We start from the raw sequence: 23,935 nt of genomic DNA on the forward strand, positions 1-23,935 counted from the left end.
CCCTTGCGTGATGCAAGGGGCTATCTATATGAAGAAAGGGGAGAATGTTACTCGGCTTTCAGTTTCGCTAATTCTTTTTCGACTTCTTCGTCAAAAACGGACGGTGTGACGGCACGTTGCGACTCATATACATAGTTGCTTGCCTTTGCTTCTGCTTCAAGGGCAAATACGCGTTCTTCCATGCGCGCAAAGCCTTTCAGCGCATGCTCTGGATGGAAAGAAACGAGCGTTTGATGGATTGCTTGAATCGCTTTTGCCATATTCGCGCGGGCGATTAAATCAAGCTGTTTCACTTTTAGTTCTTCGTAGGTTTCTTTTAGTTTTTTAATTTTTTCTTTTAAGTATGTCGTTTTTTCTGTTAGTGTGTTATACTGTTGTTTGTATGCATCAAGCTTTTTCTCGTACATTAATTTTTCTTGAAGGGCCATTTTTGCGATGGCCTCTTCATTTTTTTCCACCGCGAGTTTCGCTTGGCGTGCCCGTTTTTCGATCATTTCTTGTGCATGTTGGATCAAACGTTCATAGCGGTTTTCGACGATAAATTGTTCGGCGAGCGCCTGTTGCGCTTTTTCCATTTGTTCCTCTAGTTCGCGAAGGTATTGTTTGGTCATGCTTATTGGATCCTCACATTTATCGATAAGGTCGTTCAAGTCTGCAAGAACAATCGTTTTTACCCGTTTAAAAAGCCCCATTTATTTTCCCTCCTTTTGGATATTTCTTTCCCATTCGTCTAAAAAGTCATGGATTGGTGTAATCGGCACTGTCATTGGTTCAAATGGTTCTCTCATTTTTGTTTGTTGTTTTTTATAGAACATGTAGGCGACAACTAGCACGAACGGAATGAGCAACACTTTTGGTAGAAGGGCGAGAATACTAGCCATCATTAGTGCCATTCCTGCCCATTTCCAGCCGGAACGTTTCGCTGTTTTCCACATGATCCAGCCGATGACGACCATCGCGAGTTGGAAAAGAAGCGCGAACATACCGAATATCATCCAGCCGCCAGCCATCATGCCGCCATGTATTCCGTGATGGAAAGCAATGTGGCGATGTTCGCCGAATTCACCACGATGGAACATGCCAGGCTGTCCGTTGAACGCTTGAAAATGACGTGGCCCATCCAACATTATCCCATGCATTCGTTCGCCAAACCCAATGTTCATAAACAACGCCAATCCACCGAACACCACTGCAGCAAGCAACAACCAAAGCAAGAACTTTCTCTTTTTCATTCTCTCACCTCCTTAGTTTGTCTACATGTTGTATTGTAGAAAAGAAAAGAGAAAATTAGGTGAAAAAACGAGAGGAGATAAAAAGTTTTTTTGGTCAAAAAAAAGAGCTTTTCTCAATCGAAAAGCCCCTTTAAAAAGGAATTTTCACAATAAACTCTGTTCCTTTTCCTACTTCGCTTTGGACGTCGATCGTGCCGCGGTGGGCGTCAACAATCCATTTGGCGATCGATAGTCCAAGACCGTGTCCGCCGTGCTGGCGTGTCCGCGCTTTATCGGCGCGATAGAAGCGGTCGAAAATGCGACCGATGTCTTCTTTCGCAATCCCGATGCCGGTGTCTTTGACAGAGATGATTAATAGCTGGTGTTGCTTAGATGGTTCGACCCGAAGAGAAAGCGACACGTGTCCGCCGTTTGGTGTATACTTAATTGCATTGTCTAGCAAAATGTATAAAAGCTGCGTCAATTTATCGGCATCGCCAGTCCCGAGAACACATTCAGGACTATCGAAATGTAAATGAATATCTTTTTTATCAGCTAGTTCTTTTAACATTTGTATCGTCCGTTCGGCATGGGGACGGAAATCAAATGGTTCTTTCACAATTTCTAAAAAAGCATGTTCTGAATCCGAACGTGCAAGTGTCAGTAGATCGTTAATAAGCTTTGTCATTCGCTTCACTTCTTCGCGTAATCGGTGCATTACTTTTTGGCTGAACTCATTCTTTTTTAAGTCACCATCCATCTCTAGTGCTTCAACAGATGAGAAAATGACGCTTAACGGGGTGCGCAATTCATGGGAAGCATTGGCGACAAATTCACGCTGACGATTATATGCCTCTTGAATAGGAACGAGCGCGCGTTTTGACATGAAATGACTAAGCAAAATCGCTACACCAATAAATAAGACCGCAAGACCGATAAATATAATCCATAGCCAATGGAATAGCCGTGAAAACGTGGTGGCGTCCATCCCGACATATAGGATGCCGACAAGCTGGTCATGAACGACAATCGGACGAGCGGCGGTTAATAGTTTAAGATCAAGCGAACGAAACCGCGAAAATTCATGTTGGTGAGCCGACAATTGCACATCAATATACTTTAGTCCTTTTTCGTCCGGCTCCCATTGTTGCAAAGCAGCTAACAGTGCAGGGCGAACCGCTTTATTCACTTCATCGCCCATCATGAGCTGGCCGCGCGGACTGACGACATAGAAAAAAAACTGATCTTCGCTTAAAAACACAACGTTTTGTTCATCAAGAAAATCGAGTATCGTTTGTTTTGCTAAAATGTCTTCAATCGCCTTTCTTTCTTGATCGGCAAGGGTGTTTACTCGCCGTTCTTGGTCGTGCGTAATCATGACGTATAGAATCGAGTAAACGATCACAATAAAAAGTGTCAAAAACACCATCAGCATTCCGCTATACAGCAACGTGAGCCGAAACTGCGTCCGGCGGAACATATCTTGACTGTTTTTGCGCCAAAACGTCAGAATGTTAATCTTCAATTTTATACCCCACCCCACGCACCGTTTGAATAATGTCTTCCTCTAGTTTTTTCCGCAATAACTTGACAGTCGCATCAATCGTTTTCATCGACACGTCCGCATCATAGCCCCAAATGCGGTCAAGCAATGTTTCGCGCGGCAAAACATGTCCTTTATTTTGCAAAAGCAAATCAAGAAGCTGAAATTCGCGCGGCGTTAACAAAATTTCTTTTTCCCCGCGATGAAGCGTATGGCTCGTCCGATTTAAGACAAAATCTTTAAAGCGGACGACTTCTTCTTGAATCGGCACAAACGTGCGGCGAGACAACGCTTTTAACCGTGCAACAAGCTCATCGATTTCAAACGGCTTCACGAGATAATCATCCGCTCCCGCCTCGAGCCCTTGTACCCGGTCTTGCACCGCATCTTTCGCGGTCAACATTAAAATCGCGCCGGAATATCCTTTTTGGCGTAGCCGTTTACAAATCTCTACGCCATCTCCGTTCGGCAACATCCAGTCCAAAATAATGACATCGTAAAAGGAAGCAAGCGCATATTCGTACGCATCTTCGCCTTCCTGCACCCAGTCGACTTTATCCGCACCTTTTTTCTTCAACATATGAACGATTAATTCCCCTAAATAAAGATCATCTTCGGCTAAAAGCAGCTTCACCTTTTCTCCCTTCTTTCCCTACAACATTCCTACTGAAATCATACCAAATTTTGATGAAAAAGAAGTGAAAACTTTGTACAATAAAAGAAAATACATTTTTTATCAAAAGAAAGAAAAATATGAAACATTTTTTGTGATCGTTCGTAATTACATAATGACCCGGGCAGAAAGGAAAGGAAGTGAGGAGATGTCCGGATATCCGCTCGAAACGGTTTATTTATTTGTGCTCATCATCAGTGGCAGTTTGACGTTTCTTTATATTTTATTAAGCGACATATTGGATGGGATATTGGATGTGCCCGACCATCCTTTGTTCAGCCCGCAGCTCATTTTATCGTTTTTCACGGTGTTCAGCGCCGAGGGATATTTATTTGAAAAATATACCGGCATGCCGTCAACATTAATTGGTCTTTTGAGTGCAGGAATCGCCTTGATTGCCGTCTTGCTTTTGCACTTTTTCGTCTTTATTCCGCTCCGTTCCGCCGAAGCATCGCTTCATTATACCGAAGCGGATTTGGAAGGGAGTTTAGCGAAAGTGATCGTCCCTGTTCCGGCGGATGGGTTCGGGGAAATTTTAATCGAGCGAACGAGCGGGGCGGTTGCAAAGCCGGCACAAAGCTTAAAAAACGAAGAAATTGCGACAGGAACAGAAGTAGTTATTATCAAAATGGAAAACGGCGTCGCCACCGTGGCGAAGCACGATCCATATCATATTTAATGAAAGGGGAAATGAGGCATGGTGCCGATGTTAATCGTTGTTGGGGTCGTCGTCTTATTGCTTCTTGGGCTGATTGCGGTATTTATGTTGCGCTACCGCACCGTCGGCCCAGATGAAGCGTTGATCGTGACGGGAAGCTATCTCGGCAGTAAAAATGTGCATGTCGATGAATCTGGAAACAAAATTAAAATCGTACGCGGCGGCGGGACGTTCGTTTTGCCGATTTTCCAACAGGCGGAACCGCTTAGCTTATTATCGATCAAACTGGACGTGCAAACGCCAGAAGTGTACACAGAACAGGGCGTTCCGGTGATGGCGGACGGTGTGGCGATCATTAAAGTCGGCAGCTCGATTGGTGAAATCGCCACAGCGGCGGAGCAGTTTTTAGGGAAAACGCGCCAAGATATGGAAAATGAAGCGAAAGAAGTGTTAGAAGGGCATCTTCGTTCGATTCTTGGTTCAATGACGGTTGAAGAAATTTATAAAAACCGCGACAAATTTTCACAAGAAGTGCAGCGGGTGGCATCGCACGATTTGGCGAAAATGGGGCTTGTCATTGTATCGTTTACGATTAAAGACGTACGCGACAAAAATGGCTATTTAGACGCGCTCGGAAAACCGCGCATCGCTCAAGTGAAGCGCGATGCCGATATCGCGACAGCGGAAGCGGAAAAAGAAACGCGCATTAAGCGAGCCGAAGCGGATAAAGAAGCACGGAAAGCAGAATTGGAACGCTTGACGGAAATTGCGGAAGCGGAAAAAATCAACCAATTGAAACTCGCTGAATTCCGCCGCGAGCAAGATATCGCGAAAGCGCGCGCCGACCAAGCGTATCATTTAGAAGAAGCAAAAGCGAAACAAGAAGTCACTGAGCAACAAATGCAAATTAAAATTATCGAGCGGCAGAAGCAAATCGAGCTCGAAGAAAAAGAAATTTTGCGCCGCGAACGCCAATACGATTCCGAAGTGAAGAAGAAAGCCGATGCAGATCGCTACGCGGTCGAGCAAGCGGCAGTTGCGGCAAAGGTGAAGCAAATCGCCGAAGCGGATGCGCAAAAATATCGGATCGAAGCGATGGCAAAAGCGGAAGCGGAAAAAATTCGCCTCGACGGATTGGCGAAAGCCGAAGCGGAAAAAGCAAAAGGGGAAGCGGAAGCAGAAGTTATCCGCTTAAAAGGGTTGGCCGAAGCGGAAGCGAAGCAAAAAATCGCCGAAGCGTTCGAACGGTACGGTCAAGCGGCAGTTCTCGACATGATTTTAAAAATGCTTCCTGAATATGCAAAACAAATCGCTGCACCGCTTGCGAATATTGAGAAAATTACGGTTGTCGATACAGGCTCAAATAGCGCAAACGGCGGAGCGAACCGAGTGGCGGGCTATGCGACAAATTTAATGGCGACATTGCAAGAATCGCTCAAAGCATCGTCCGGCATTGATGTCAAACAACTGCTCGAAAACTTATCTGGAAAAGGAACGATCCAAAGCGCACCGTCGCAAACGGTGGAAAAAGAGTAATCCTAGAGGGACTGGCGGAGAGTAAGCTCATTATTACCTACTAGTTATCCAAAATATTTCTTATAGGATTGATTATCTTTATAGGGAAAACAAAATGAAAGTAATTTGAGGTTGTCCACGAAAGCTTTTTCTTTCAGGGCAACCTCTTATTTTATGAAAAAATATTAGAAAATATACCAAAATTTTTATTGACAGAATTGACATTTTTTTTATTATTCCATCATCATCCAATCATGTGGGAAAGGAGTGGTATTTTTCATCGATCATGGCTTAGCAACGAACGTTGTTCAAACAAAAGGGCAAGGATCAAAGGAGCGGAGGATATGTCTTTTTGGGGTTCATTAAGCAAACTAGGGCATTTGGTCGAGAAAAAGGTAGAGCAGACGGTAAAGCATGTCGCAAATGACGTCAAAAAAGTAGAGAAGACCATTCAACAAACCGTTCAGCAAGTAGAAAAGAAAGTCGAGCCAGTGGTGAAACAAGTCGTAAAGGATACGGTGCACATTAGCTAAAAGGCAAAGGAAGCTTTTCATCAAGCGGAAAAGAAAGCGGAACAAGTGGTAAAGCACGTTGCACATGATGTGAAACAAGTGGAGAAAGCGATTCAAAACGTTGAAAAGAAAGTGGAACATGCCGCGAAACAAGCAGTGAGAGATACGGTACATATTAGCGAGAAGGCACAAAAAGCATTTCACGAGGCGGAAAAGAAGACGGAGCAAGCGGTAAAGCGCGTCGTTCACGATGGGCAAAAAGCTGCATCCGAAGCGGTTCACTCGATTGTGCATAAGATAAAGCAAGAAATCAAAGAAACGGGGAAAGCGATCGAACGCGATACGCGACAACTAGAAAAGAAAGCAGAGCATGTCACGAAGCAGGCGGTTCATGATATAATCAATGCAGGACAAAAAATCGAACAAGCCGCTCGACAAGTAGCGAAGAACGCAGAAAAATCATGGCACGGATTGACGAAACACCCAATGGAAAGCACAGTGGAGTTTGTGAGAGGAGCGGGAGATGCAATTGTACAAGATATCACACTGGATAACATTCACCGATCCTATCACAGTCCTCACCCTGTCGCTTATGAATCAGGAAAAATGGCCGGGCATGCGGTATCAACGATTGCGGGGATGATCGAAACAAGCGGGTCTGAAGCTCTCGAAGTCGGTGGTGCATCATTGACAGCGACTGGAGAAGGAGCGTTTGTGGGGGTTCCCGTCATGGTAATGGCCGGAGAGGGAATGGCCTACGGTCAAGCGGAAACATCGTTAAGCTTCAACCGTTTGGTCAAAAGCGCCGAAGAACTGTACCAGCGAATGAGCCGGAGCGAAGGGGGTTCGGGGAAAGTAGTTAAGAGGGCGGACGAAACTGAGAAGTTTGCTAAGGGGACGGGTAAAGTCCAGAATTCTTTGCCTAACCTAGAAAATGCAAAAATAGACCCTAGAAAACTAACAGATTACGCTCTTAATCCAGATCATCCGGTCGGGGGAAACAAAGCGAGAGTATTTCAGAGTGCCTTAGGGTACAACAAATCAAATGCCGATAACTTGATGAAACAGATTCAACAAAAGTTGCCTCAGAGTGAAGCTGTTTTGGGTAAAGCGGACCAATATGGACAGAGGTATACTGTTGATATGCAGATAACAGGTCCAAATGGAAATACAACTACAGTTAGGACAGGTTGGATTCTGAAGCCTGGTTCAGATGCACCGGAGATGACAACAATATATGTAAAGTAGGTGATTAAATGAGTTTTATTGAACTCGATACTGTCGTGATATTAAAAGATTACCCAAATGAAGGACTGAAAAAGGGTGACATCGGTGTGGTAGTTTCAGTGCATACTGTTCCGAATGAAGCATATGAAATCGAATTTGTAGATGATGAAGGTAAAACCAAATCCATAATTGTACTTGAGCCGCATGAGATAGAGAAGTATGTGGGCTAATTGGATGGCGGTTCCCCTATACCAAAAAAACAAGTGTTCTTGTAGGGAGAATATTACCGGGTTTATTTCTTAGAAACAGGATCGTACAATACAATCAATAAACCAAACATTTTGGATAACACAGGTCGAATGAGAATCAACTACGGATATGGCGATCTTTCAGAAATGAGCCCTGTAGAAAAACGGTAGCGTCAAAAATTCTATGAAAAGTGATCCCGATCTACCTTTTAAAGGAAAATGAAGGAGATTGTGGAATCGGATTCGCCCTTGACCAACACTCGCCAAAGGAGAGAAGAGGTCAGTAAGGGCAAGGGCAGGAAAAAAGGGCATAGGAAAGCAGCCCTTGCCCATTCCTGATTTTACCTTTGGCGAGGTTCGGATGGTCAAGGGTACGCTCCGCCGAATCCCTATTAGGCAGCCTGTTGTTTTAGAAAGTCTTGCGCCATGGCAATGAGCTTGCCCCAGCGTGCAGGCATATGTGGGAGGTTGTCTAACTCTGGGATGACGACGGGAACTCGGTTTTCGAGTGCACCATGAGGGCGCAAGAAGTTGAAATACGCCACAAACAACGTGACAAACGAAACAGAACCTTCCTCTGCGCCAAAACCATGGGTTGGTCGATAGTTGCCTTTAAACGTTCGGTTGAATCGTTCGATGATCTGTTTGAGTGGGCGGAACTCTTCCGATACAGGATCGTCATTGGTGAGCCCGATCACTTGGCGGACATCGAAAGGAATGCCGTGTTGGGCGAAAAAGTGTTGAGCCAATAAGTAGATCGGGTTTCCATCGACGACAAGTGAAAGATCATCTGGAATCGAAGGCAACTTCTTTAGGACGTCATCGATGGCACGAATCGCAGACATCGTATCTCGGTTGGGGGAGACACGATAAGACAACACGACTTTCTTGATGGCATCAAACAGCAGGACTGCCCCACTTACAGATACGGTTGCGCTTGAATCACCATCGTCCACTTCAACAACGCATCATCATACGGTATCGGATGGGAGCGCTCTCGAAAGAAGAAGTGGCAGCGTACATTGAACAGCGAATGAAGCAAGCAGGAGCGAAGCATTCGATTTTTACCCCTGCGGCTTTAGAGGCGATTGCCCTACAGTCGCAAGGATGGCCACGAGTCATCAACACGTTAACGACGACATGCCTTTTATACGGTTACCAGCTAAAAAAAGACGTGATTGACGAAGAAATTGTTCGAATGGCGGCGGAGGAAACAGGAGTATAAGGAAAGGAGCCAAACGGCTCCTCTTCTTTTTCCAATGTTCGTCTGAGATAATGTGCAAAAAGCGTGCAAAATCCGAGAGAATTCGCAAACATTTTGCGCGGTATTTCCGATTTTCATCCAAAATAATTTGAAAAAGTAGTTCTGAAATAGTGTGCTAATTTACATTATTGCGAATTAAAAATTTTGGATAGTCACTTAGGTAATTTAGGATAGATGATAAGAGTAAACTCATTCCTCCACTGTTTTTTTTTTCGATACACAGCCTTTTCAAGCACAGACTTAAGAAGGCTGTTTTTTTAGCTTCAGATCGTCCGGTTTATTGTACAATTCTAGGACATACTCCACTTGTGGAATGATTTCTACTTTGGCTTGTTCACGTTCTTTCTCGAGAGCTAATTCTTCCTGTGCTTGTGCAAGAGCTCTTTCCAATTCATCTATTCTGTCGGCTAGGTAGTTGGAGCGTTCAATAAAGTTTTTTTCATCGTATACCCCACGTTCAAGGAGATCAGGAAGGTTTCTGTTAATTCACGTTCTAATCGTTTCAGCGCATCATGTTGTTTTTTGTATTTTGAAAATGCTCAATATTGAAAAGCCCCTTTAGGTAGAGTACACCTAAAGGGAGAAATTTTACCGCCGCTTTTCCTTTTCGTTTCGATAAAACTCATGAAACATTTTCATAAGCGCCCGCTTTTCAATGCGTGATACATAACTTCTGGAAATACCTAGCTCTTTGGCGATCTCCCGCTGCGTTTTTTCCTTCTGTAAATCAAGGCCAAACCGGCTAATAATGCTTTTTTTTCACGTTCATCAAGAATGTCAATATATTTTCTAATTTTCTCTAATTCCATGTTTAATTGGATCATATCAACGACATCATCTTCTGATTCGGATTTTAAGATATCGAGGAGGCTGATTTCGTTCACACTAGGGTGTTATCTGTTTATTGTTCATCAGAAGCAAAAAGATTTTAAGATCTAAAAAATTGGCTGTTTGTCGGTCAGGGCACCGTGTTTCATTATACATTATCCGAAGTAATTAAGCACCTAACTGTTGAAATGTGCTGGATTGACGGGTAAGCTTTTTAAGCATCGGGCATAGGAATAAACTAGGTGCCACGACCAATGCCATTCCGAGAAATGGGAATCCAGGTGAATACAAGTACAAGTATCCACTGACAAGTGTTAAAACCCCAGTGGTTAAACTCATGGCAAGTGATGCGTAGAGTCCATGAGCTGAAGGAATTTTGTCCTTACTAATATATTGATTAACAAAAGTCATGAATGCAAAGTGCGTGAGACCAAATGTTAAAGCGTGCAACGGTTGAGAAAACACAAAAACCAGTGGATTCTCAAAAAAATAGACACTTGACCAACGGATAATTGATGCAATCCCGGCCAATAGAAACATAGTCGCTACATCGAACTTAGTGAATACTCGGTTTGAAATGTAAAAGAACCCGATTTCAGCTAAGACAGCCAAAACAAGGATTCCACCAATATAAACACTATTGATTCCTATGTGTTTAAGATAAATAACTCCGTAATTATAATAGGCAGCATGGGTACCTTGTAAAACCATACTCAGGAGGAGACATATTAAAAATGATTTTGATTTCAGTAATTCAAAGGAACCTCCTGCCCGTTGAGAAAACTTAACTCTTAAGCTTGATGGAGATCGAATTAATGATAGGATTAAAATGAATAGATTACCGAGTAAAAACAAATAGATAATATTGTTCGCATTTTTTGAGGCTACCCATCCTGTTAACACTGATGAGAGAATAAAACCGAACGATCCCCATAATCTGCATTTTCCATAGTCAATCCCATTTTCTTCTTTTGATAGAATGGAGGCCTTTGTCTCGTTGATAGGTAACAACATGGGATAGATGAGGCTGAAAAAGACCATTACTAACATAAGCCATGCCAAATTATTAAAAGGCAAAAAACATACTAGGATGATTAGAGATAAAAAAGCGACTATAAGCGAAACGTGTGATAACCAATACCTTTTGCACAAGGCAGGAAAAATGTACGAAGTTGAAAAAGCTCTTACTAGTAATCCGATGGATATCACGATCCCTGCTTGTTGAGCAGTTAACCCTTTTGTAATCAGCCAAACGGTCCAGTACGGTAAGAAAATCCCCCAGGTGAAGAAAAATACAAAAAAGTTTGTGGATAACCATGTTTGTTTCATAATGCTTCCCCTTATGTCAATACATTTTTTTTCGTTTTCTGAATGGTTTCAATAAGTTGTAGGGACAGTTCAAAAGCCTTTCTTTCTGAATCCGGATGATAGTTATTGGAGAAGGGATTAGCGAACCCGTGCTGTCCTTTAAACAACTCGACTTTTATCCCTGATTTACAGGATAATTGCTCGACGAGCCAGTTAACATTAAATGACTTTTCGTGCTCAGAAAACAGTAATAGTACGGGTAGTTTTGGGAATAAATTGAGATAGTCTCTAATCCGTGATCCATAGTAACCTATGGCCGCATCTCCTATGCCATAATGTTCGCAACATAACCAAGCTACGGTTGCACCGACGCTATACCCCCAGAACACAATGGTTTTGTATCGAGACTTTAAGGAATCTACTAAATTTAAAACTTGTTTTTTCGCTTTTCCAAATCCAATTTCATTTTTGAAATATTGGTAAGCATCTGCCTCATCATCATAATGAAAATGATCTCGATTTAATAAATTGGGGCAGTATACGTCATACCCTTTAGTGGCAATCATTTGAGCTACGTGTTTCATATGATCGTTAATCCCATAGATTTCATGTATTAGGATGACAGCAACATCAGAATAATTACAGTGTTTTAACATGATATGACAAACTCCTTATCCTTATAATTAAAGATAGAGGGGGTGTCGCACCCCCACTCAGTATAGGAAGTTAGTATTTGATCGGCATTGTAACAATACCATGAAAGGTAGGGTTAGGCGTCCATTCAGGTCTTTCAAGATTATATAAAGGTGTAATGTGAGAAAAACGTTGAATAACTTCTTTTAAAATTTCGGCGATTTCTACGCGAGCAAATGCTGCAGCAATGCATGCATGATAACCACCACCAAAACCAATATGCTGTTTACCTGTCCGATTGATATCAAATTTTTCTGGATTTTCAAAAACGCGTTCATCACGACCAGCGGAACCGAGGAAGAAATAGACCGAATCTCCTTCACGAATAAGTTGGTTATGAATAGTAATATCTTGGGCAGCGTGTCTTGTTATGTATTGAATTGGTCCTTCAAGTCGCATAGCCTCATCCAAGACCTTAGGAATTAGAGACAGATCTTTTTTGAGTTCATCAAATACTTTTGGATGTTTGAACAATAGATGCAACGTATTACTTAACATGAACTGCGGAATTTTATGTCCACCAAAAATTAGATGAATGGTTTGTGCGATAAGTTCATCGTCACATAATTCTCCTTCCTCACCCGGATTATCTGAGATTAAACGGCTTAACAAATCGTTGCGTTTTTTGATGCGTCTTTCAGCAATTGCTTCTGAAAGAAACATGTACATTTCTTTCATACTTTTTTTGGTTTGATCGCTGATATCTTTGTCAGGGACGTGGGAAACAACAAAGTTTTGCATAAATTGAGCAATGTCATCTGACCAACGGATAAAACGTTCAACCTCTTCACCTGGAATACCAAGCATTTTACAAAGTACCAACGCCGGAATTGGATGAGCAACTTCAGAAACGAAGTCAAACTCGTTCGAATGTTTTTCAACCACTTGATCTAAAACTGATGTTACAATTTTTTTGATTTCAGGAGTGATAGCCTCAATCTCTTCTTTCCAAAAGGCACGGTTCATGTATTTTCTTAAACGTGTATGGATTGGACGGTCGTTATAAATCATCCATGTGGATATAATGTCGATGATCTCCTTAAAGTGCTTGTCTTCGCCTTCAGGGAGATTTTTCATTTTGTGCCAAATTAGTGGGCTAGTGATAAAGGTGTCTCCCTGCAAATATTTTGTGATGTCATCATATCTTGTTATAAACCACGAACGCATTTCTTCATTCCAATAAACTGGAGCATTATCTCTTAATCTCTTGTAATAGTTGTAACGATTATGCAAATAATCATCACTGTAAACACTAAATTGTTCTACATTTTGGGATTCGATAATCGTTTCCATTATAAAATTCCTCCTTAAAATATAGTTATTTATATAAAGACCTTTAGGTCTTTTTCCTTTTCTACAAAGTTAATGACTTCTCTTTCGGATAGTTGACAAATTAGGTCACAAGTAATTCTAGCTTTTTCGGTATCGTTTAAATGGTCTAATATTTCTAGCTGTCTCATGTTAGTGTCTGAACCTCTGTTTTTGTGGTTATCAAAAAATAGAAAATTAAATATTCTTTTAATATAATCATCTATTCTGATTTCAAATTTGAGGTTTATATCATTTTTCAGAAAACATATCTTTGTAATTTGGATTAATATTGCTAGTTTCAAGCTGCTATGTAATGGTAATTGTATTTTGCTGTAGTAAGGCTTTGCTGGATTTATATAAAATTCTAAGGAATCAATAAATTCAATAACAATTTTATTTAATGCATATCTTTCCCTAGATATTTGGCCAGATAAAAAATCTTCCAAGAAATTATCTTTGATTTCATTGAAAAGACAATTGATTATTCTCTCTAAATTATCAATATTCTTATAATTAGGGTTAGATGTTATACCTTCTAATATTAACGAAAGTATAGTATTTGAGTTTAAAATATTAGCAAATTGATTTCTACTAAAGAAACCCACCATGTCTTTTATATCGTAGATGGCATTAGAGATATCATCTGCGAGTTCAATTATATATTCTTCAATAACAGGTTGATTGTAAGTCTGGAGAATTTTATTTACAAAAATAGATGACTCCTGATAATATCCCTTAATTAAATTCGCTTCTTCTTCCCTTTTAAGAGGTATTACATTTTTATGTTTAAGAAGCGCGGCTACAGTTCTTAATGTAACATTATGAGATTCTTCAGTTACAATTCTTATTGTTTGAGCATTGGATTCAAATCCCCCAAAGCATTTCATTATATTATCAAGACTTCTTTCGGCACTATGACCAAAAGGAGGATGTCCTATATCATGCGCAAAGGTTGCCGCATGAATAAGATTTAAATCAATAGTTGGTAAATCATTTTTTAACAAATGATTGTTTACTCTTTCAGTAATTATTTCTGCGATTTCGTTGACTTCCAAAGAATGAATCAATCTATTCCGTAAATTATGGTTATGAGGAAATGGAATAAGTTGTGTTTTAGTATGTAAAATACGAAAGTATGGTGATCTTAGTATTCGTTGGTAATCGCATCTAAACTCTGAAATCGAAATCTTTTCTTGTTCTGGTGAAAATCTGCTTTTGTCATATTTTTTATACATTAACCTCTCCCACTCTACAAAAATAGTTTTCTGAATAAATAGTAAAAACCCAAGAGGATAGGTTTCTATATACATGCAACTGGGGAGTTTAACTTATTTTTTCGACTGTCGGAGGCAAGCCAAAGGCTTGCCTGCGTCACGCATTCGCGTGACAGAGAACCGAACAACGAGCCGCCTCCCAGACAAATTCATTTGTCTGGGAGCGGTGTTGTTCGGTCGCCCGACAGTCGAAAAATGTTAACACTTCAATGTGCATTTATATATTAATGTTTCACGAGTGAAAACCTATCCTCTTGGGTTGATGTCCTCGATACTATATGTACAACTTATAAATAGGTATATGAATCCCGTCCATATCCCTTCATCTTTCTTAATTACTGAATAAAATGGACTTAGATTCACTTTCACTCGTAGTCCAGCAATTTAAGGTTGCCGGGTAGAGACTCTCAGACCATATTTCTGAGGATATACGAGCAAGTTTTTATTAAAATATGGTTCATCACCACAAAATGTACTTGACGAACACGTAATGTTGTGAAGCAAGGGATACCGCTTATCGTTTATTTAACTTTCATTTACAATTATGTATAAACAAGTATCAAGTCCGCTTTTATTAAAAAATCAAGCACAACTTTTGGTGAAGAGCCTAAAATATTCATTTTTATCAATAATTATATAGATTGTAAAAATTTATGTCAACAAAAAATGGAATTATAATAAAAAATAGTATTATTTTCTGTTAATTATTTGTGATGCTATATAAATTCAGCTTGAATTTCCGACATGTTTAACTAATACCTCTCCTTGTCTATACTGCTCCTAAACGAGTAAAAAAAGGAGCGGATTAATCAATGAAGAAAAAAGGATTACAAATTACGAACGATCACGGTTGGACTATCGAACGTCTTCAGGAACAGGAAAGAGCCATGAAAAAAGCAAACATGGCAAAACGAATTGCAGTGATTCGGCTCATTATGCAAGGCTATTTGGGAATCCAAGTGGCTGAGCTTTTGAATATCCATCGTGAAACCGTTTCGATTTACGTTCAAAAGTTTAATCAAGGTGGCATGGATGCGCTATTAGAACGCCATTACGCCCCGGGAAGAAAGCCTTATTTGTCTCCAGACGAAGAACGTGAATTGAGAAAAATGCTGGAAGAAAGCCCCCCTGCCGATGAAGGATACGGCATCGAAACATGCTGGAATACACGAATCATTCAACATGTGTTAGAAGAGAAATTTTCTGTCACCATGTCCCGTGGCGGTATTTGTGACATGCTTCATCGATGGGGATTTCGCTATACACGTCCTACGTATACTCTCAAACGGGCCAATCCTCAAAAGCAAAAAGAGTTTCAACAGGAGATGGAACTCATAAAAAAAACTTGTCCGACAACACGGTCATAATCTATGAAGATGAAAGCCATATTCGGGACTACCAAGCTCTTCGTGCCACATGGAGTGTCAAAGGGCGTCAAAAACAAATCCCTACGTATGGACACCACGCAACGGTTAGCTTATTAGGTGGTCAGTGAATTTCTCTGTATGGAAACGGACCAATGTAACGCACAGGCTTTTCTGCAGTTTCTTCAATACACATTGGACCAGTATCCAGATCAACATGTCGTGATGGTCTTGGATAACGCAAAAATTCATCATGCCAAAGTTCTTCAGCCTTTTTTACAGGAGCGTGAAGAGCAGTTAACTTTTGTATTCTTACCCCCTTATTCGCCGAATTTAAATTTAGTTGAACGGATTTTGGGATGGCTGAAAGAGAGTGTGATTGCCAATCGGTTCCATCCCACTCGAAAAGAGTTGAGAGAATCGATTGTTTCGTTTTTGGAGTACCTTTCTGAATTTCCAGAAAGAGTGCTCCAGCGCATCGGACAGGTGGTTATGTCGGAAAATTAATCTGAATCTATATAAATTGAAATAAAGGTTTTCTCCCGTTCTATGGCGAATAATTAGAGAGAAAATAGAGGAACGGAGAGATAATAGAATGCGGAATCGCAAAGATGAGATCGAAAAGTTGTCCATTGCTATGAAAGAAGCGAAAAATAAACGAGCATATGAACGCTACCAAGCAATTTATCTTCATTTGCAGGGATACAAAAAAGGAGAAATCGCAACGATTATTGGTCGATCCAAGAAAACCATTTATAACTATATCCATGCCTACGCCCAGCGCGGTCTTGATGGACTAGAGATGAAATATTCACCTGGCGCCCCACGTCGATTGAGCCCTGATCAGGAAAAAGAGCTGGCTTTTATCATTGAACATCAGCTCCCAGTAGATGTTGGATTCGAAGCAAAATATAATTGGACGCTTGCGATTGTCGCTGAACTCATTCAACAAAAGTGGGGATCAACGTATACCCTTCGTGGAACAAGCGAAATTCTGCATCGGTTAGGGCTAAGTTATACGAAACCAACATATACGCTAGCCAATGCCGATGAAGGGAAACAAAAAGAATTCATCGAAATCACCTTCCCAGAAGTAAAAAAAACTGTTAGATGGGAAAATCGCACATGTCCTCTTTCAAGATGAATCGATGATTCGTGATTACCAAGCCATTCAAAAAACATGGTTTGTCAAAGGAAAACAACGAATCATTCCGACGTTTGGAAAACATCAAGGGCTGAAGCTGATTGGCACGTTGAACGACGAAACAGGGGATGTATGTTGCATCGAAGAAGAACGCTATGACGCAGAAACATTTCTTCGGTTTCTTCAACTTGTGTTAGAACGCTATCCTACAGGCAAAATGGTGATGATTTTAGATAACGCTCGAATTCACCATGCCAAACTCATTCAGCCATTTTTAAAAGAACACGAAGATCGGTTAGAGCTCGTCTTTTTGCCGCCATATAGCCCTCAATTGAATTTGATTGAAGGGTTATGGAAATGGCTGAAATCAGACGTGATTTACAACGTGTTCTATTCGACTGTGCAGGGAATCAGAAAGAATGTTCAAGCCTTTATTCAGAGAATCAACCAGAACCAAGAACAAACGATCGATCGTTTGTGTGTTCAATTGTAAATCTTTAATTCAACTTATATAGTTATCCAAAATATTTCTTATAGGATTGATTACCTTTATAGGGAAAACAAAATGGAAGTAATTTGAGGTTGTCCACGAAAGCTTTTTCTTTCAGGACAACCTCTTATTTTATGAAAAAATATTGGTTCATCACCAAAAGATGTACTTGCCCCTGCCATTAAAGTATGTTAGCTGTTTCTAACCGAACCCGCAATGCAAAACGTTGGATATTTCTGTATCCGTATCCTCGACGTTTAATCAGCTTGATCTTGTTATTCGTTCCCTCCATTTTCCCATTCGAATAAGGCGATAAAATGCACGATATGATTTCGTCTGTTCGTTTGACGAGTGATTTTGCGATGGCACGCACAACCGAACAAGGACAAAACGAATACCGATGAATCCAAGCCTCCAAACGTCGTTTCGCCTGTTGCACGTCTTTGCTTTTGGACACATAGCGAAAATGTTGGAGCGATTGGTAGACAGACTTTAAGTAATCGCTTTCATTACACCATTCTCGTACAATTTGACGTTCTTCCTCTATAAGCTTCTCTGGACATTGGCTCAATAAACGACAAACGTAACGAACATTTCCATGTTTCTTGCCTCCTTTGTCTAAATATTTGCGACAACGCTCTAAAGCATCTGTAAACAGCTGAATGACATGGAAATAATCGACCACATGTGTCGCCTCTGGGCAAATCCCTTGAATCGCTTTTTTCATCGCTGGAGCCAAATCGCTCACGACATACTGAACAGAACCAGACACATGAGCCAACGCACGTCCAATGGCTTCCTCGTTCTTTCCTGCTTCAATGGCATACACTTCTCCCGTTTCGGCATCCATGATCGCCACTCCGTAGTCATGCCCTTTTCGAAAAGCAAACTCATCGACACAAACCGCCTTTGGTTGGATTTCATTCGATAGGAAGGAAGGGGCATGAGTATAAAACCAACGTTCAACGGTCGTGTAAGGAAGCTTGAGCATACGAGCCACTGCCTGAATGGATGTTCCGATGCAAGATTGCGCGACCCATTGCTGAAAAGCATCCGTCGCCACACTTCGAGGAGCGATGGCTGGATAAGACGTGCTGAATGTCATGCCACACGTACCACAACGTCTGCGCTCTACAGGAAGTTCAATCCAAAAAATTCCGATTCGCTGAGCATAGCCATGCATCCATTGCTTCTTTTTGCATGTCATTTTGATCGTGCGCTTCAAGCAGACAGGACATAACGGGCATTGTTCGGGCAGAGAAAGTTCGAAAATCCAACGTTCTTCTTCTTTTCGTACCTTTTGAATCAAAACATCTGGTAAATCGATGAGTTCTTTGATAAACTGAGAGTACATGCGAATTTTCCTTCAATGGTTTGGTTTGGTCACCTTTACCATACAGGAAAATTCGCATTTTTTGTACCCTCTATTTTCTCTATGCACACCTATCTTAAATGATCAAGTACAACTTGTGGTAAAGAGCCAAAATATTAGAAAATATACCAAAATTTTTATTGACAGAATTGATAATTTTTTTATTAGTAAACGTCAAATAGCCCCCACCTTTTTGAAGGCCGGGGCTTGAGGTATTATTTAGTTAGCTGCTGAAAAGCAATACATGAAACAGGGAGTGTGGTTGACCAAGGAAGCATTTGATCCAATGCGTTCTTGTCTGACAAATCCATATTGGGAAGCTTCTCAAAAAGATAGCGAAGGTAATAATATGGATGTAATTGATTCGCTTTCGCTGTCTCCACTATGCTGTAGATGATGGCACTTGCCCGTGCACCTTGTGGTGTATTAGCGAAAAGCCAATTTTTCCTTCCGATGACCACCGATTTGATCGAGCGTTCGCTGCGATTATTATCGATCTCCAGTCGCCCATCCTCTAAAAAGGCCACTAATTTATCCCATTGGTTCAGACAATACGCAACGGCTTTTCCTAATGCGCTCTTTGGCAACACGTGCTGTTTTTGCTTTTGCAGCCATGACAAAAAAGCGTCTAAGATAGGCTTGCTTTGCTTTAGACGTTCTTCATACCGATCTTTAGGATCTAATTTTTTTAATTTACGTTCCACCGCAAACAGCTGATTACAGAAATTCAGACCTTCCGTTGCGGTCACTGGTGCCACGCTATTGGCAGGCATGGATTTTAGGGCGTCTGTAAATCCTCTACGCGCATGAGCCCAACAACCAACCAAGGTTACGTTTGGCACTTGATGGTATCCTGCGTATCCATCCACCTGCAAATAGCCTTGAAAACCGTTCAGGAAATTCTTTGGGTTTTCCCCTGCTCTCGTTTCCTGATAATCATAAAGGATGATAGGCGGCCCTTCTATTCCTGTCTGATACTGCCATAAATAGGAGGTAGAAGTAGCCGGTCTTCCAGGTTCCTGAAGAACCTGAAGGGTGGTTTCATCGGCATGAATAATATCCAGCTCCAGAAGATGTTCGTGCATCCGATGATACAGCACACTCAGCCATCGTTCCGCTCCTTTTACCATCCAATTGGCAAAGGTTTGTCGAGAAAGAGGCATGCCCATTCGTTGAAACTGTTTTTCTTGGCGATATAACGGGAGTCCCTCTACATATTTTTGCGTCATAATATGTGCCAAAATAGAAGGAGAGGCAAGACTGCCCGGAATGACGGATTTCGGTCTAGGCGCTGTTTGAATAGGTGTTTCGATCTCATGGTGCTCACAATGGCGACAAGAATAGACATATTGCACGTGTTTCACTACTTTTAATTCCGCAGGAATATAGACAAGTTCTTGGCGTACTTCCGTACTCATTTCATGTAGCGTTCCACCGCAACACGAACAGACCTGCTCTTCATCGGATAAACGGTATTCGACCGTTTCGACCGGCAGGTTTTCCAGCATCGCTTCGCGGTGACCGCGTGTTTTCCGACGGCGCTGATAACGAATGGACTCCAACGTAGGTTCCGGCAACTCAAGGTTCGATTCGTTTTCTACCTCGTTGAATAGTTCCAATTGACCAGGATGGATTTTTTCACTTGAAACGCCAAAGCGTTTGTGCTGCAGAAGGCGAAGCTGTTCTTCATACCATTTTACTTTCGCTTCCAACTCCTGTTGCTTTTTTAGTTTCGCCTGTAATTCTGCATTTTGCTTTTCTAGCATTTCCAAGCGTTGGAGGAGATCTTCAGTTGTAAGATTGGAATGAGGGAATTTCGCTGTTTTTTTCATACTCTCATTATACAATAAAACAGCGGAATTCCCTGAATTTTTATTATTTAAATAACTTTCTTTGCGGTTACTGCCGAATGGGCTTGTTTCTGGTTCAATGATAGTCCATCGAGCAGCCAGCGTAATTGGCGTGGACTAATTTGTAAAGGTTCCGAGCTGTGCTCCGAAGGCCAATCAAACGTTCCACGTTCCAGTCGGCGATAATATAGCCAAAATCCGTTATGATCCCAATGAAGAATTTTCAATTTATCCCGTCCACGATTGCAGAACACAAAAAGGGTAGAAGAAAAGGGATCAAGCTGGAATGCTTCTTGGACGATGGCTGCCAACCCGTCGATGGATTTTCGCAAATCTGTACTCCCTCGGGCGAGGTACACATGGGTCACCGTGGCCGCATTTAACATAACGTTTTCAACACCTTCACCACATCGGCAAAAAGCGAAGGGTTAAACCCTTGCTTCACCTCGATCGAACATTCGCCGATTTTTACTTGGATGGAATCCTCTTCATGGATCGATGGATCTGCCATCACAACGGATGCCCATTTTGTAGAGGGATTTGGTGTAGCGTTGGAACCTTCGAGCCGTTTGAGCCAGTACTTCAGCTGGTGAACCTTTAACCTATTCCTTTCACACCATTTTGCTTGGGTGAGACCACTCGCCCTGTAATCAGCAATACGCTGTTCCCATTCACGTCTTAATTCGTTTTTGTCCATACCAAAACTCCTTTAATTAAGATTTCTAAAGAAATTATGGCACGGATGTAGGGGCAAAACTAGGTGGGAAGAGTTTGACGCTTACTTTTATTATTCAATCATCATCCAATGATGTGGGAAAGGAGTGGTATTTTTTATTGATTATGGCTTAGCAACGAACGTTGTTAAAACAAAAGGACAGAGTCAAAGGAGCGGGGGAGATGTCTTTTTGGAGTTCATTAAGCAAACTAGGGCATTTGGTCGAGAAAAAGGTAGAGCAGACGGTAAAGCATGTCGCCAATGACGTCAAAAAAGTAGAGAAGACCATTCAACAAGCTGTTCAGCAAGTAGAAAAGAAAGTCGAGCCAGTGGTGAAACAAGTCGTAAAGGATACGGTGCACATTAGCCAAAAGGCAAAGGAAGCTTTTCATCAAGCGGAAAAGAAAGCGGAACAAATGGGAAAGCACGTTGCCCATGAGGTGAAACAAGCGGAGAAAGCGATTCAAAACGTTGAAAAGAAAGTGGAACATGCCGCGAAACAAGCAGTGAGAGATACGGTACATATTAGCGAGAAGGCACAAAAAGCATTTCACGAGGCGGAAAAGAAGACGGAGAAAGCTATCAAGCACGTCGTTCACGATGGGAAAAAAGCGGTGTCCGAAACGGTTCACACGATTGGACAGAAAATAAAGCAAGAAATCAAAGAAACGGGGAAAGCGATCGAACGCGATACGCGACAACTAGAAAAGAAAGCAGAGCATGTCACGAAGCAGGCGGTTCATGATATAATCAATGCAGGACAAAAAATCGAACAAGCCGCTCGACAAGTAGCGAAGAACGCAGAAAAATCATGGCACGGATTGACGAAACACCCAATGGAAAGCACAGTGGAGTTTGTGAGAGGAGCGGGAGATGCAATTGTACAAGATATCACACTGGATAAAATTCACCGATCCTATCACAGTCCTCACCCTGTCGCTTATGAATCAGGAAAAATGGCCGGGCATGCGGTATCAACGATTGCGGGGATGATCGAAACAAGCGGGTCTGAAGCTCTCGAAGTCGGTGGTGCATCATTGACAGCGACTGGAGAAGGAGCGTTTGTGGGGGTTCCCGTCATGGTAATGGCCGGAGAGGGAATGGCCTACGGTCAAGCGGAAACATCGTTAAGCTTCAACCGTTTGGTCAAAAGCGCCGAAGAACTGTACCAACGAATGAGCCGGAGCGAAGGGGGTTCGGGGGGAGTTGCTAAGAGGACGCCTAAAGCTACTCAGGGAATGGGAAAAGCTGAAGTTTTAAAAAGCAATAAAGCTAATGGAGCAGCATTTGAAAAAAATGTTCAAAATAAACTTTCTCAAACACAAAATGAACTTAAACAACAAATAACAATAAAAACTGAGAGTGGAGTAAAGACAAGAGTTGATTTTATCGGAAAAGACAAACAAACGGGGCAATTGAAAATAACAGAAGCCAAATCTTCACACACAGCTCCTTTAACAAAGAATCAAAAGCAAGCGTTTCCTGAAATCGAAAAATCAGGGGCTACGGTTGTAGGAAAAGGAAAGGAACCCTATACAGGAGGGACTCAAATCCCACCAACTAAAGTAGAGGTTGTACGCCTGAAAGCACATCATCCTTCTGAACTTAAAGGTCAAACACATAAAAAATGATGGAGGTAAAAAATGTCACTAGAAAAATTAAATGAACTGGACTCCATTGGAATTGATAAAGAATCAGGGATTGTGGAACTTTCGATTATTGATGATTTAGATTGGATAGATGAAGAAAACCATCTGCTTTTACTACAGGAAAAAATCAATTGTTACTTAGCATTCATTGAAAGCGGAGAAATTTACCAATCATATCCACAAGCGGCTGAACGTGAAATTTGCATTACAATCTATACAAAATTTACTCCAACCCGTTTTGCGTTAGAATTTCTCACAAAAGCACGTGAAGTAATTGAGCAGGCAGGTTTTACATTAAAATGTTTTGGATGGATAAATGATAATGAAGATGAAACAGGTGAATGGCAAAGAGTTATATAGTTTTAACGTGTCGAATTACTAAACATCAGTGCCACAATTTGAGGTTGCCTGCTAAAGTTTTCTCTTTCAGGGCAACCTTTTATTTTATGTACCCTTGGTGCTAGATAAAATCGAGTAAGCATAAAAATAGCCCTTGCTTGTGGATCTCCTTCAGAATGAAAGCCCCAACCATCATTCGAAAGGAGAATCCTCATGCAAGAGCTTTCATGTTACTACAGATCAAGCCAAGATTCAAAAGCAATATGCCGCCATTTTCTTTTTTGTTTCTGGCCAGCTGTCGTCTATTCAGATGTACCTTCACTCGTGACAAACGTTTCATGAAAAATCAGTTCCTTTTTGATCAGACTGTGAAACGATTCGGCACAGGCATCATCATGACAGTTGCCTTTTCGGCTCATGCTCGTTTCGATCTTATGGGCTTTCAACATCGCTTGGTATTACTTCGAGGCATATTGACTGCCTCGATCCGAGTGAATCAAGCCCGGTGATGGCTTTCTCTGTCGAATGACTCGCTCTAGCGCCTGCATTAGGATACGTGCCTGTCACCGATCCGATGAGGTGAAACAAGCGGAGAAAGCGGTTCAAAAGGTCGAAAAGAAAGTCGAGCATGCCGCTAAGCAGGTGGTTCATGATATAATCAATGCAGGACAAAACGCCGAGCGAACGGTTCGGCAAGTAGGAAAAAACATCGAAAAATCGGTACATGAGTTTTCGAAACATCCGCTC

Annotated in this window: 23 protein-coding genes, 4 pseudogenes and 1 riboswitch; of the genes and pseudogenes, 11 read left to right on the plus strand and 16 right to left on the minus strand. The window is 41.6% G+C overall.

Going from position 1 to position 23,935, the window contains the following annotated elements; translation table 11 throughout:
* Window positions 1-47: 47 nt before the first annotated feature.
* The 4 genes from GFC30_RS03640 to GFC30_RS03655 all read right to left on the minus strand — a co-directional run bounded on the left by GFC30_RS03640 (window position 48) and on the right by GFC30_RS03655 (window position 3,388).
* A complete protein-coding gene (locus GFC30_RS03640; protein WP_066322955.1) occupies window positions 48-692 on the minus strand; it encodes a PspA/IM30 family protein in 645 nt (214 codons plus the stop codon).
* Window positions 693-1,232: a hypothetical protein gene (locus GFC30_RS03645; RefSeq protein WP_066322956.1), complete on the minus strand. Its 540-nt coding sequence runs from the start codon at window positions 1,230-1,232 to the stop codon at window positions 693-695.
* Window positions 1,233-1,362: 130 nt separating this feature from the next.
* Complete coding sequence (locus GFC30_RS03650) at window positions 1,363-2,691, minus strand: sensor histidine kinase (RefSeq protein WP_066327094.1); 1,329 nt, start codon at window positions 2,689-2,691, stop codon at window positions 1,363-1,365.
* Between the two features lie 34 nt (window positions 2,692-2,725).
* Entirely contained in the window at window positions 2,726-3,388 is a 663-nt protein-coding gene (locus GFC30_RS03655) for a response regulator transcription factor (protein WP_066322957.1), read from the minus strand.
* Between the two features lie 187 nt (window positions 3,389-3,575).
* On the opposite strand from GFC30_RS03655, the gene GFC30_RS03660 reads away from it, so the two are divergent.
* From GFC30_RS03660 to GFC30_RS03680, 5 genes are all read left to right on the plus strand, one after another.
* Window positions 3,576-4,106, plus strand: a complete 531-nt coding sequence (locus tag GFC30_RS03660; protein ID WP_066327097.1) for an NfeD family membrane protein — start codon at window positions 3,576-3,578, stop codon at window positions 4,104-4,106.
* An 18-nt stretch (window positions 4,107-4,124) separates the two neighbouring features.
* Window positions 4,125-5,621 (plus strand): flotillin lipid rafts scaffold protein FloT, encoded by a 1,497-nt coding sequence (locus GFC30_RS03665; protein ID WP_066322958.1) that lies wholly within the window; start codon window positions 4,125-4,127, stop codon window positions 5,619-5,621.
* A 323-nt stretch (window positions 5,622-5,944) separates the two neighbouring features.
* Complete coding sequence (locus tag GFC30_RS17315) at window positions 5,945-6,133, plus strand: hypothetical protein (RefSeq protein ID WP_066322959.1); 189 nt, start codon at window positions 5,945-5,947, stop codon at window positions 6,131-6,133.
* Window positions 6,134-6,178: 45 nt separating this feature from the next.
* A complete protein-coding gene (locus GFC30_RS17360; protein WP_202967981.1) occupies window positions 6,179-7,360 on the plus strand; it encodes a DUF6883 domain-containing protein in 1,182 nt (393 codons plus the stop codon).
* An 8-nt stretch (window positions 7,361-7,368) separates the two neighbouring features.
* A complete protein-coding gene (locus GFC30_RS03680; RefSeq protein ID WP_066322960.1) occupies window positions 7,369-7,569 on the plus strand; it encodes a DUF4926 domain-containing protein in 201 nt (66 codons plus the stop codon).
* Between the two features lie 410 nt (window positions 7,570-7,979).
* Here GFC30_RS03680 and GFC30_RS03685 read toward each other — a convergent pair.
* Window positions 7,980-8,489, minus strand: a pseudogene (locus tag GFC30_RS03685) (IS6 family transposase); the annotation flags it as partial.
* Window positions 8,490-8,491: 2 nt separating this feature from the next.
* On the opposite strand from GFC30_RS03685, the pseudogene GFC30_RS03690 reads away from it, so the two are divergent.
* Window positions 8,492-8,812 (plus strand): annotated as a pseudogene (locus GFC30_RS03690) (ExeA family protein); the annotation flags it as partial.
* A gap of 279 nt (window positions 8,813-9,091) precedes the next feature.
* Here the strand turns inward: GFC30_RS03690 and GFC30_RS17045 are convergent.
* The 6 genes and pseudogenes from GFC30_RS17045 to dgt all read right to left on the minus strand — a co-directional run bounded on the left by GFC30_RS17045 (window position 9,092) and on the right by dgt (window position 14,226).
* The gene (locus GFC30_RS17045) at window positions 9,092-9,241 is read right to left on the minus strand and encodes a hypothetical protein (protein WP_158512128.1); all 150 of its coding nucleotides are present in this window, start codon (window positions 9,239-9,241) and stop codon (window positions 9,092-9,094) included.
* Between the two features lie 198 nt (window positions 9,242-9,439).
* A pseudogene (locus tag GFC30_RS03695) lies at window positions 9,440-9,732 on the minus strand (sigma-70 family RNA polymerase sigma factor); the annotation flags it as partial.
* Between the two features lie 115 nt (window positions 9,733-9,847).
* Entirely contained in the window at window positions 9,848-11,008 is a 1,161-nt protein-coding gene (locus GFC30_RS03700; RefSeq protein WP_066322961.1) for a 3-phenylpropionate MFS transporter, read from the minus strand.
* Between the two features lie 11 nt (window positions 11,009-11,019).
* Window positions 11,020-11,643 (minus strand): dienelactone hydrolase family protein, encoded by a 624-nt coding sequence (locus GFC30_RS03705; RefSeq protein ID WP_066322962.1) that lies wholly within the window; start codon window positions 11,641-11,643, stop codon window positions 11,020-11,022.
* 70 nt (window positions 11,644-11,713) lie between these two features.
* A complete protein-coding gene (locus tag GFC30_RS03710; RefSeq protein WP_238583539.1) occupies window positions 11,714-12,973 on the minus strand; it encodes a cytochrome P450 in 1,260 nt (419 codons plus the stop codon).
* 29 nt (window positions 12,974-13,002) lie between these two features.
* On the minus strand, window positions 13,003-14,226 hold the full coding sequence (gene dgt / locus GFC30_RS03715) for a dGTP triphosphohydrolase (protein ID WP_066322963.1): 1,224 nt from the start codon (window positions 14,224-14,226) through the stop codon (window positions 13,003-13,005).
* 391 nt (window positions 14,227-14,617) lie between these two features.
* Window positions 14,618-14,719: riboswitch (purine riboswitch) on the minus strand.
* Between the two features lie 358 nt (window positions 14,720-15,077).
* On the opposite strand from dgt, the gene GFC30_RS17415 reads away from it, so the two are divergent.
* The 3 genes from GFC30_RS17415 (at window position 15,078) to GFC30_RS16370 (ending at window position 17,266) form a co-directional block, all read left to right on the plus strand.
* Window positions 15,078-15,632 (plus strand): IS630 family transposase, encoded by a 555-nt coding sequence (locus GFC30_RS17415; RefSeq protein ID WP_066322964.1) that lies wholly within the window; start codon window positions 15,078-15,080, stop codon window positions 15,630-15,632.
* Window positions 15,633-15,770: 138 nt separating this feature from the next.
* A complete protein-coding gene (locus tag GFC30_RS17420; protein WP_238583540.1) occupies window positions 15,771-16,136 on the plus strand; it encodes a transposase in 366 nt (121 codons plus the stop codon).
* Between the two features lie 88 nt (window positions 16,137-16,224).
* A protein-coding gene (locus GFC30_RS16370; protein WP_148660355.1) for an IS630 family transposase occupies window positions 16,225-17,266 on the plus strand; the annotation gives its coding sequence in 2 pieces (ribosomal slippage) (window positions 16,225-16,725 and window positions 16,727-17,266; 1,041 coding nt in all).
* A 178-nt stretch (window positions 17,267-17,444) separates the two neighbouring features.
* On the opposite strand, the gene GFC30_RS03740 is transcribed toward GFC30_RS16370, so the two are convergent.
* The 4 genes from GFC30_RS03740 to tnpA all read right to left on the minus strand — a co-directional run bounded on the left by GFC30_RS03740 (window position 17,445) and on the right by tnpA (window position 21,182).
* Window positions 17,445-18,617, minus strand: a complete 1,173-nt coding sequence (locus GFC30_RS03740; protein WP_066322967.1) for an ISL3 family transposase — start codon at window positions 18,615-18,617, stop codon at window positions 17,445-17,447.
* Window positions 18,618-18,850: 233 nt separating this feature from the next.
* A complete protein-coding gene (gene tnpC / locus GFC30_RS03750) occupies window positions 18,851-20,401 on the minus strand; it encodes an IS66 family transposase (protein WP_148660354.1) in 1,551 nt (516 codons plus the stop codon).
* 113 nt (window positions 20,402-20,514) lie between these two features.
* Window positions 20,515-20,871 (minus strand): IS66 family insertion sequence element accessory protein TnpB, encoded by a 357-nt coding sequence (gene tnpB, locus GFC30_RS03755; protein ID WP_066322942.1) that lies wholly within the window; start codon window positions 20,869-20,871, stop codon window positions 20,515-20,517.
* Window positions 20,865-21,182, minus strand: coding sequence for an IS66 family insertion sequence element accessory protein TnpA (tnpA, locus tag GFC30_RS03760; protein ID WP_066322969.1), 318 nt, complete (start codon window positions 21,180-21,182; stop codon window positions 20,865-20,867). Before tnpA ends, tnpB begins: the two co-directional genes overlap by 7 nt.
* A gap of 200 nt (window positions 21,183-21,382) precedes the next feature.
* On the opposite strand from tnpA, the gene GFC30_RS17425 reads away from it, so the two are divergent.
* The gene (locus GFC30_RS17425) at window positions 21,383-22,831 is read left to right on the plus strand and encodes a hypothetical protein (protein ID WP_066322970.1); all 1,449 of its coding nucleotides are present in this window, start codon (window positions 21,383-21,385) and stop codon (window positions 22,829-22,831) included.
* A gap of 12 nt (window positions 22,832-22,843) precedes the next feature.
* Window positions 22,844-23,209: a DUF6572 domain-containing protein gene (locus tag GFC30_RS03770; RefSeq protein ID WP_066322971.1), complete on the plus strand. Its 366-nt coding sequence runs from the start codon at window positions 22,844-22,846 to the stop codon at window positions 23,207-23,209.
* A 296-nt stretch (window positions 23,210-23,505) separates the two neighbouring features.
* On the opposite strand, the pseudogene GFC30_RS17855 reads toward GFC30_RS03770, so the two are convergent.
* Window positions 23,506-23,730 (minus strand): annotated as a pseudogene (locus GFC30_RS17855) (DDE-type integrase/transposase/recombinase); the annotation flags it as partial.
* Between the last annotated feature and the right edge of the window lie 205 nt (window positions 23,731-23,935).

Source organism: Anoxybacillus amylolyticus (genome assembly GCF_001634285.1).
Lineage (GTDB): Bacteria > Bacillota > Bacilli > Bacillales > Anoxybacillaceae > Anoxybacteroides > Anoxybacteroides amylolyticum.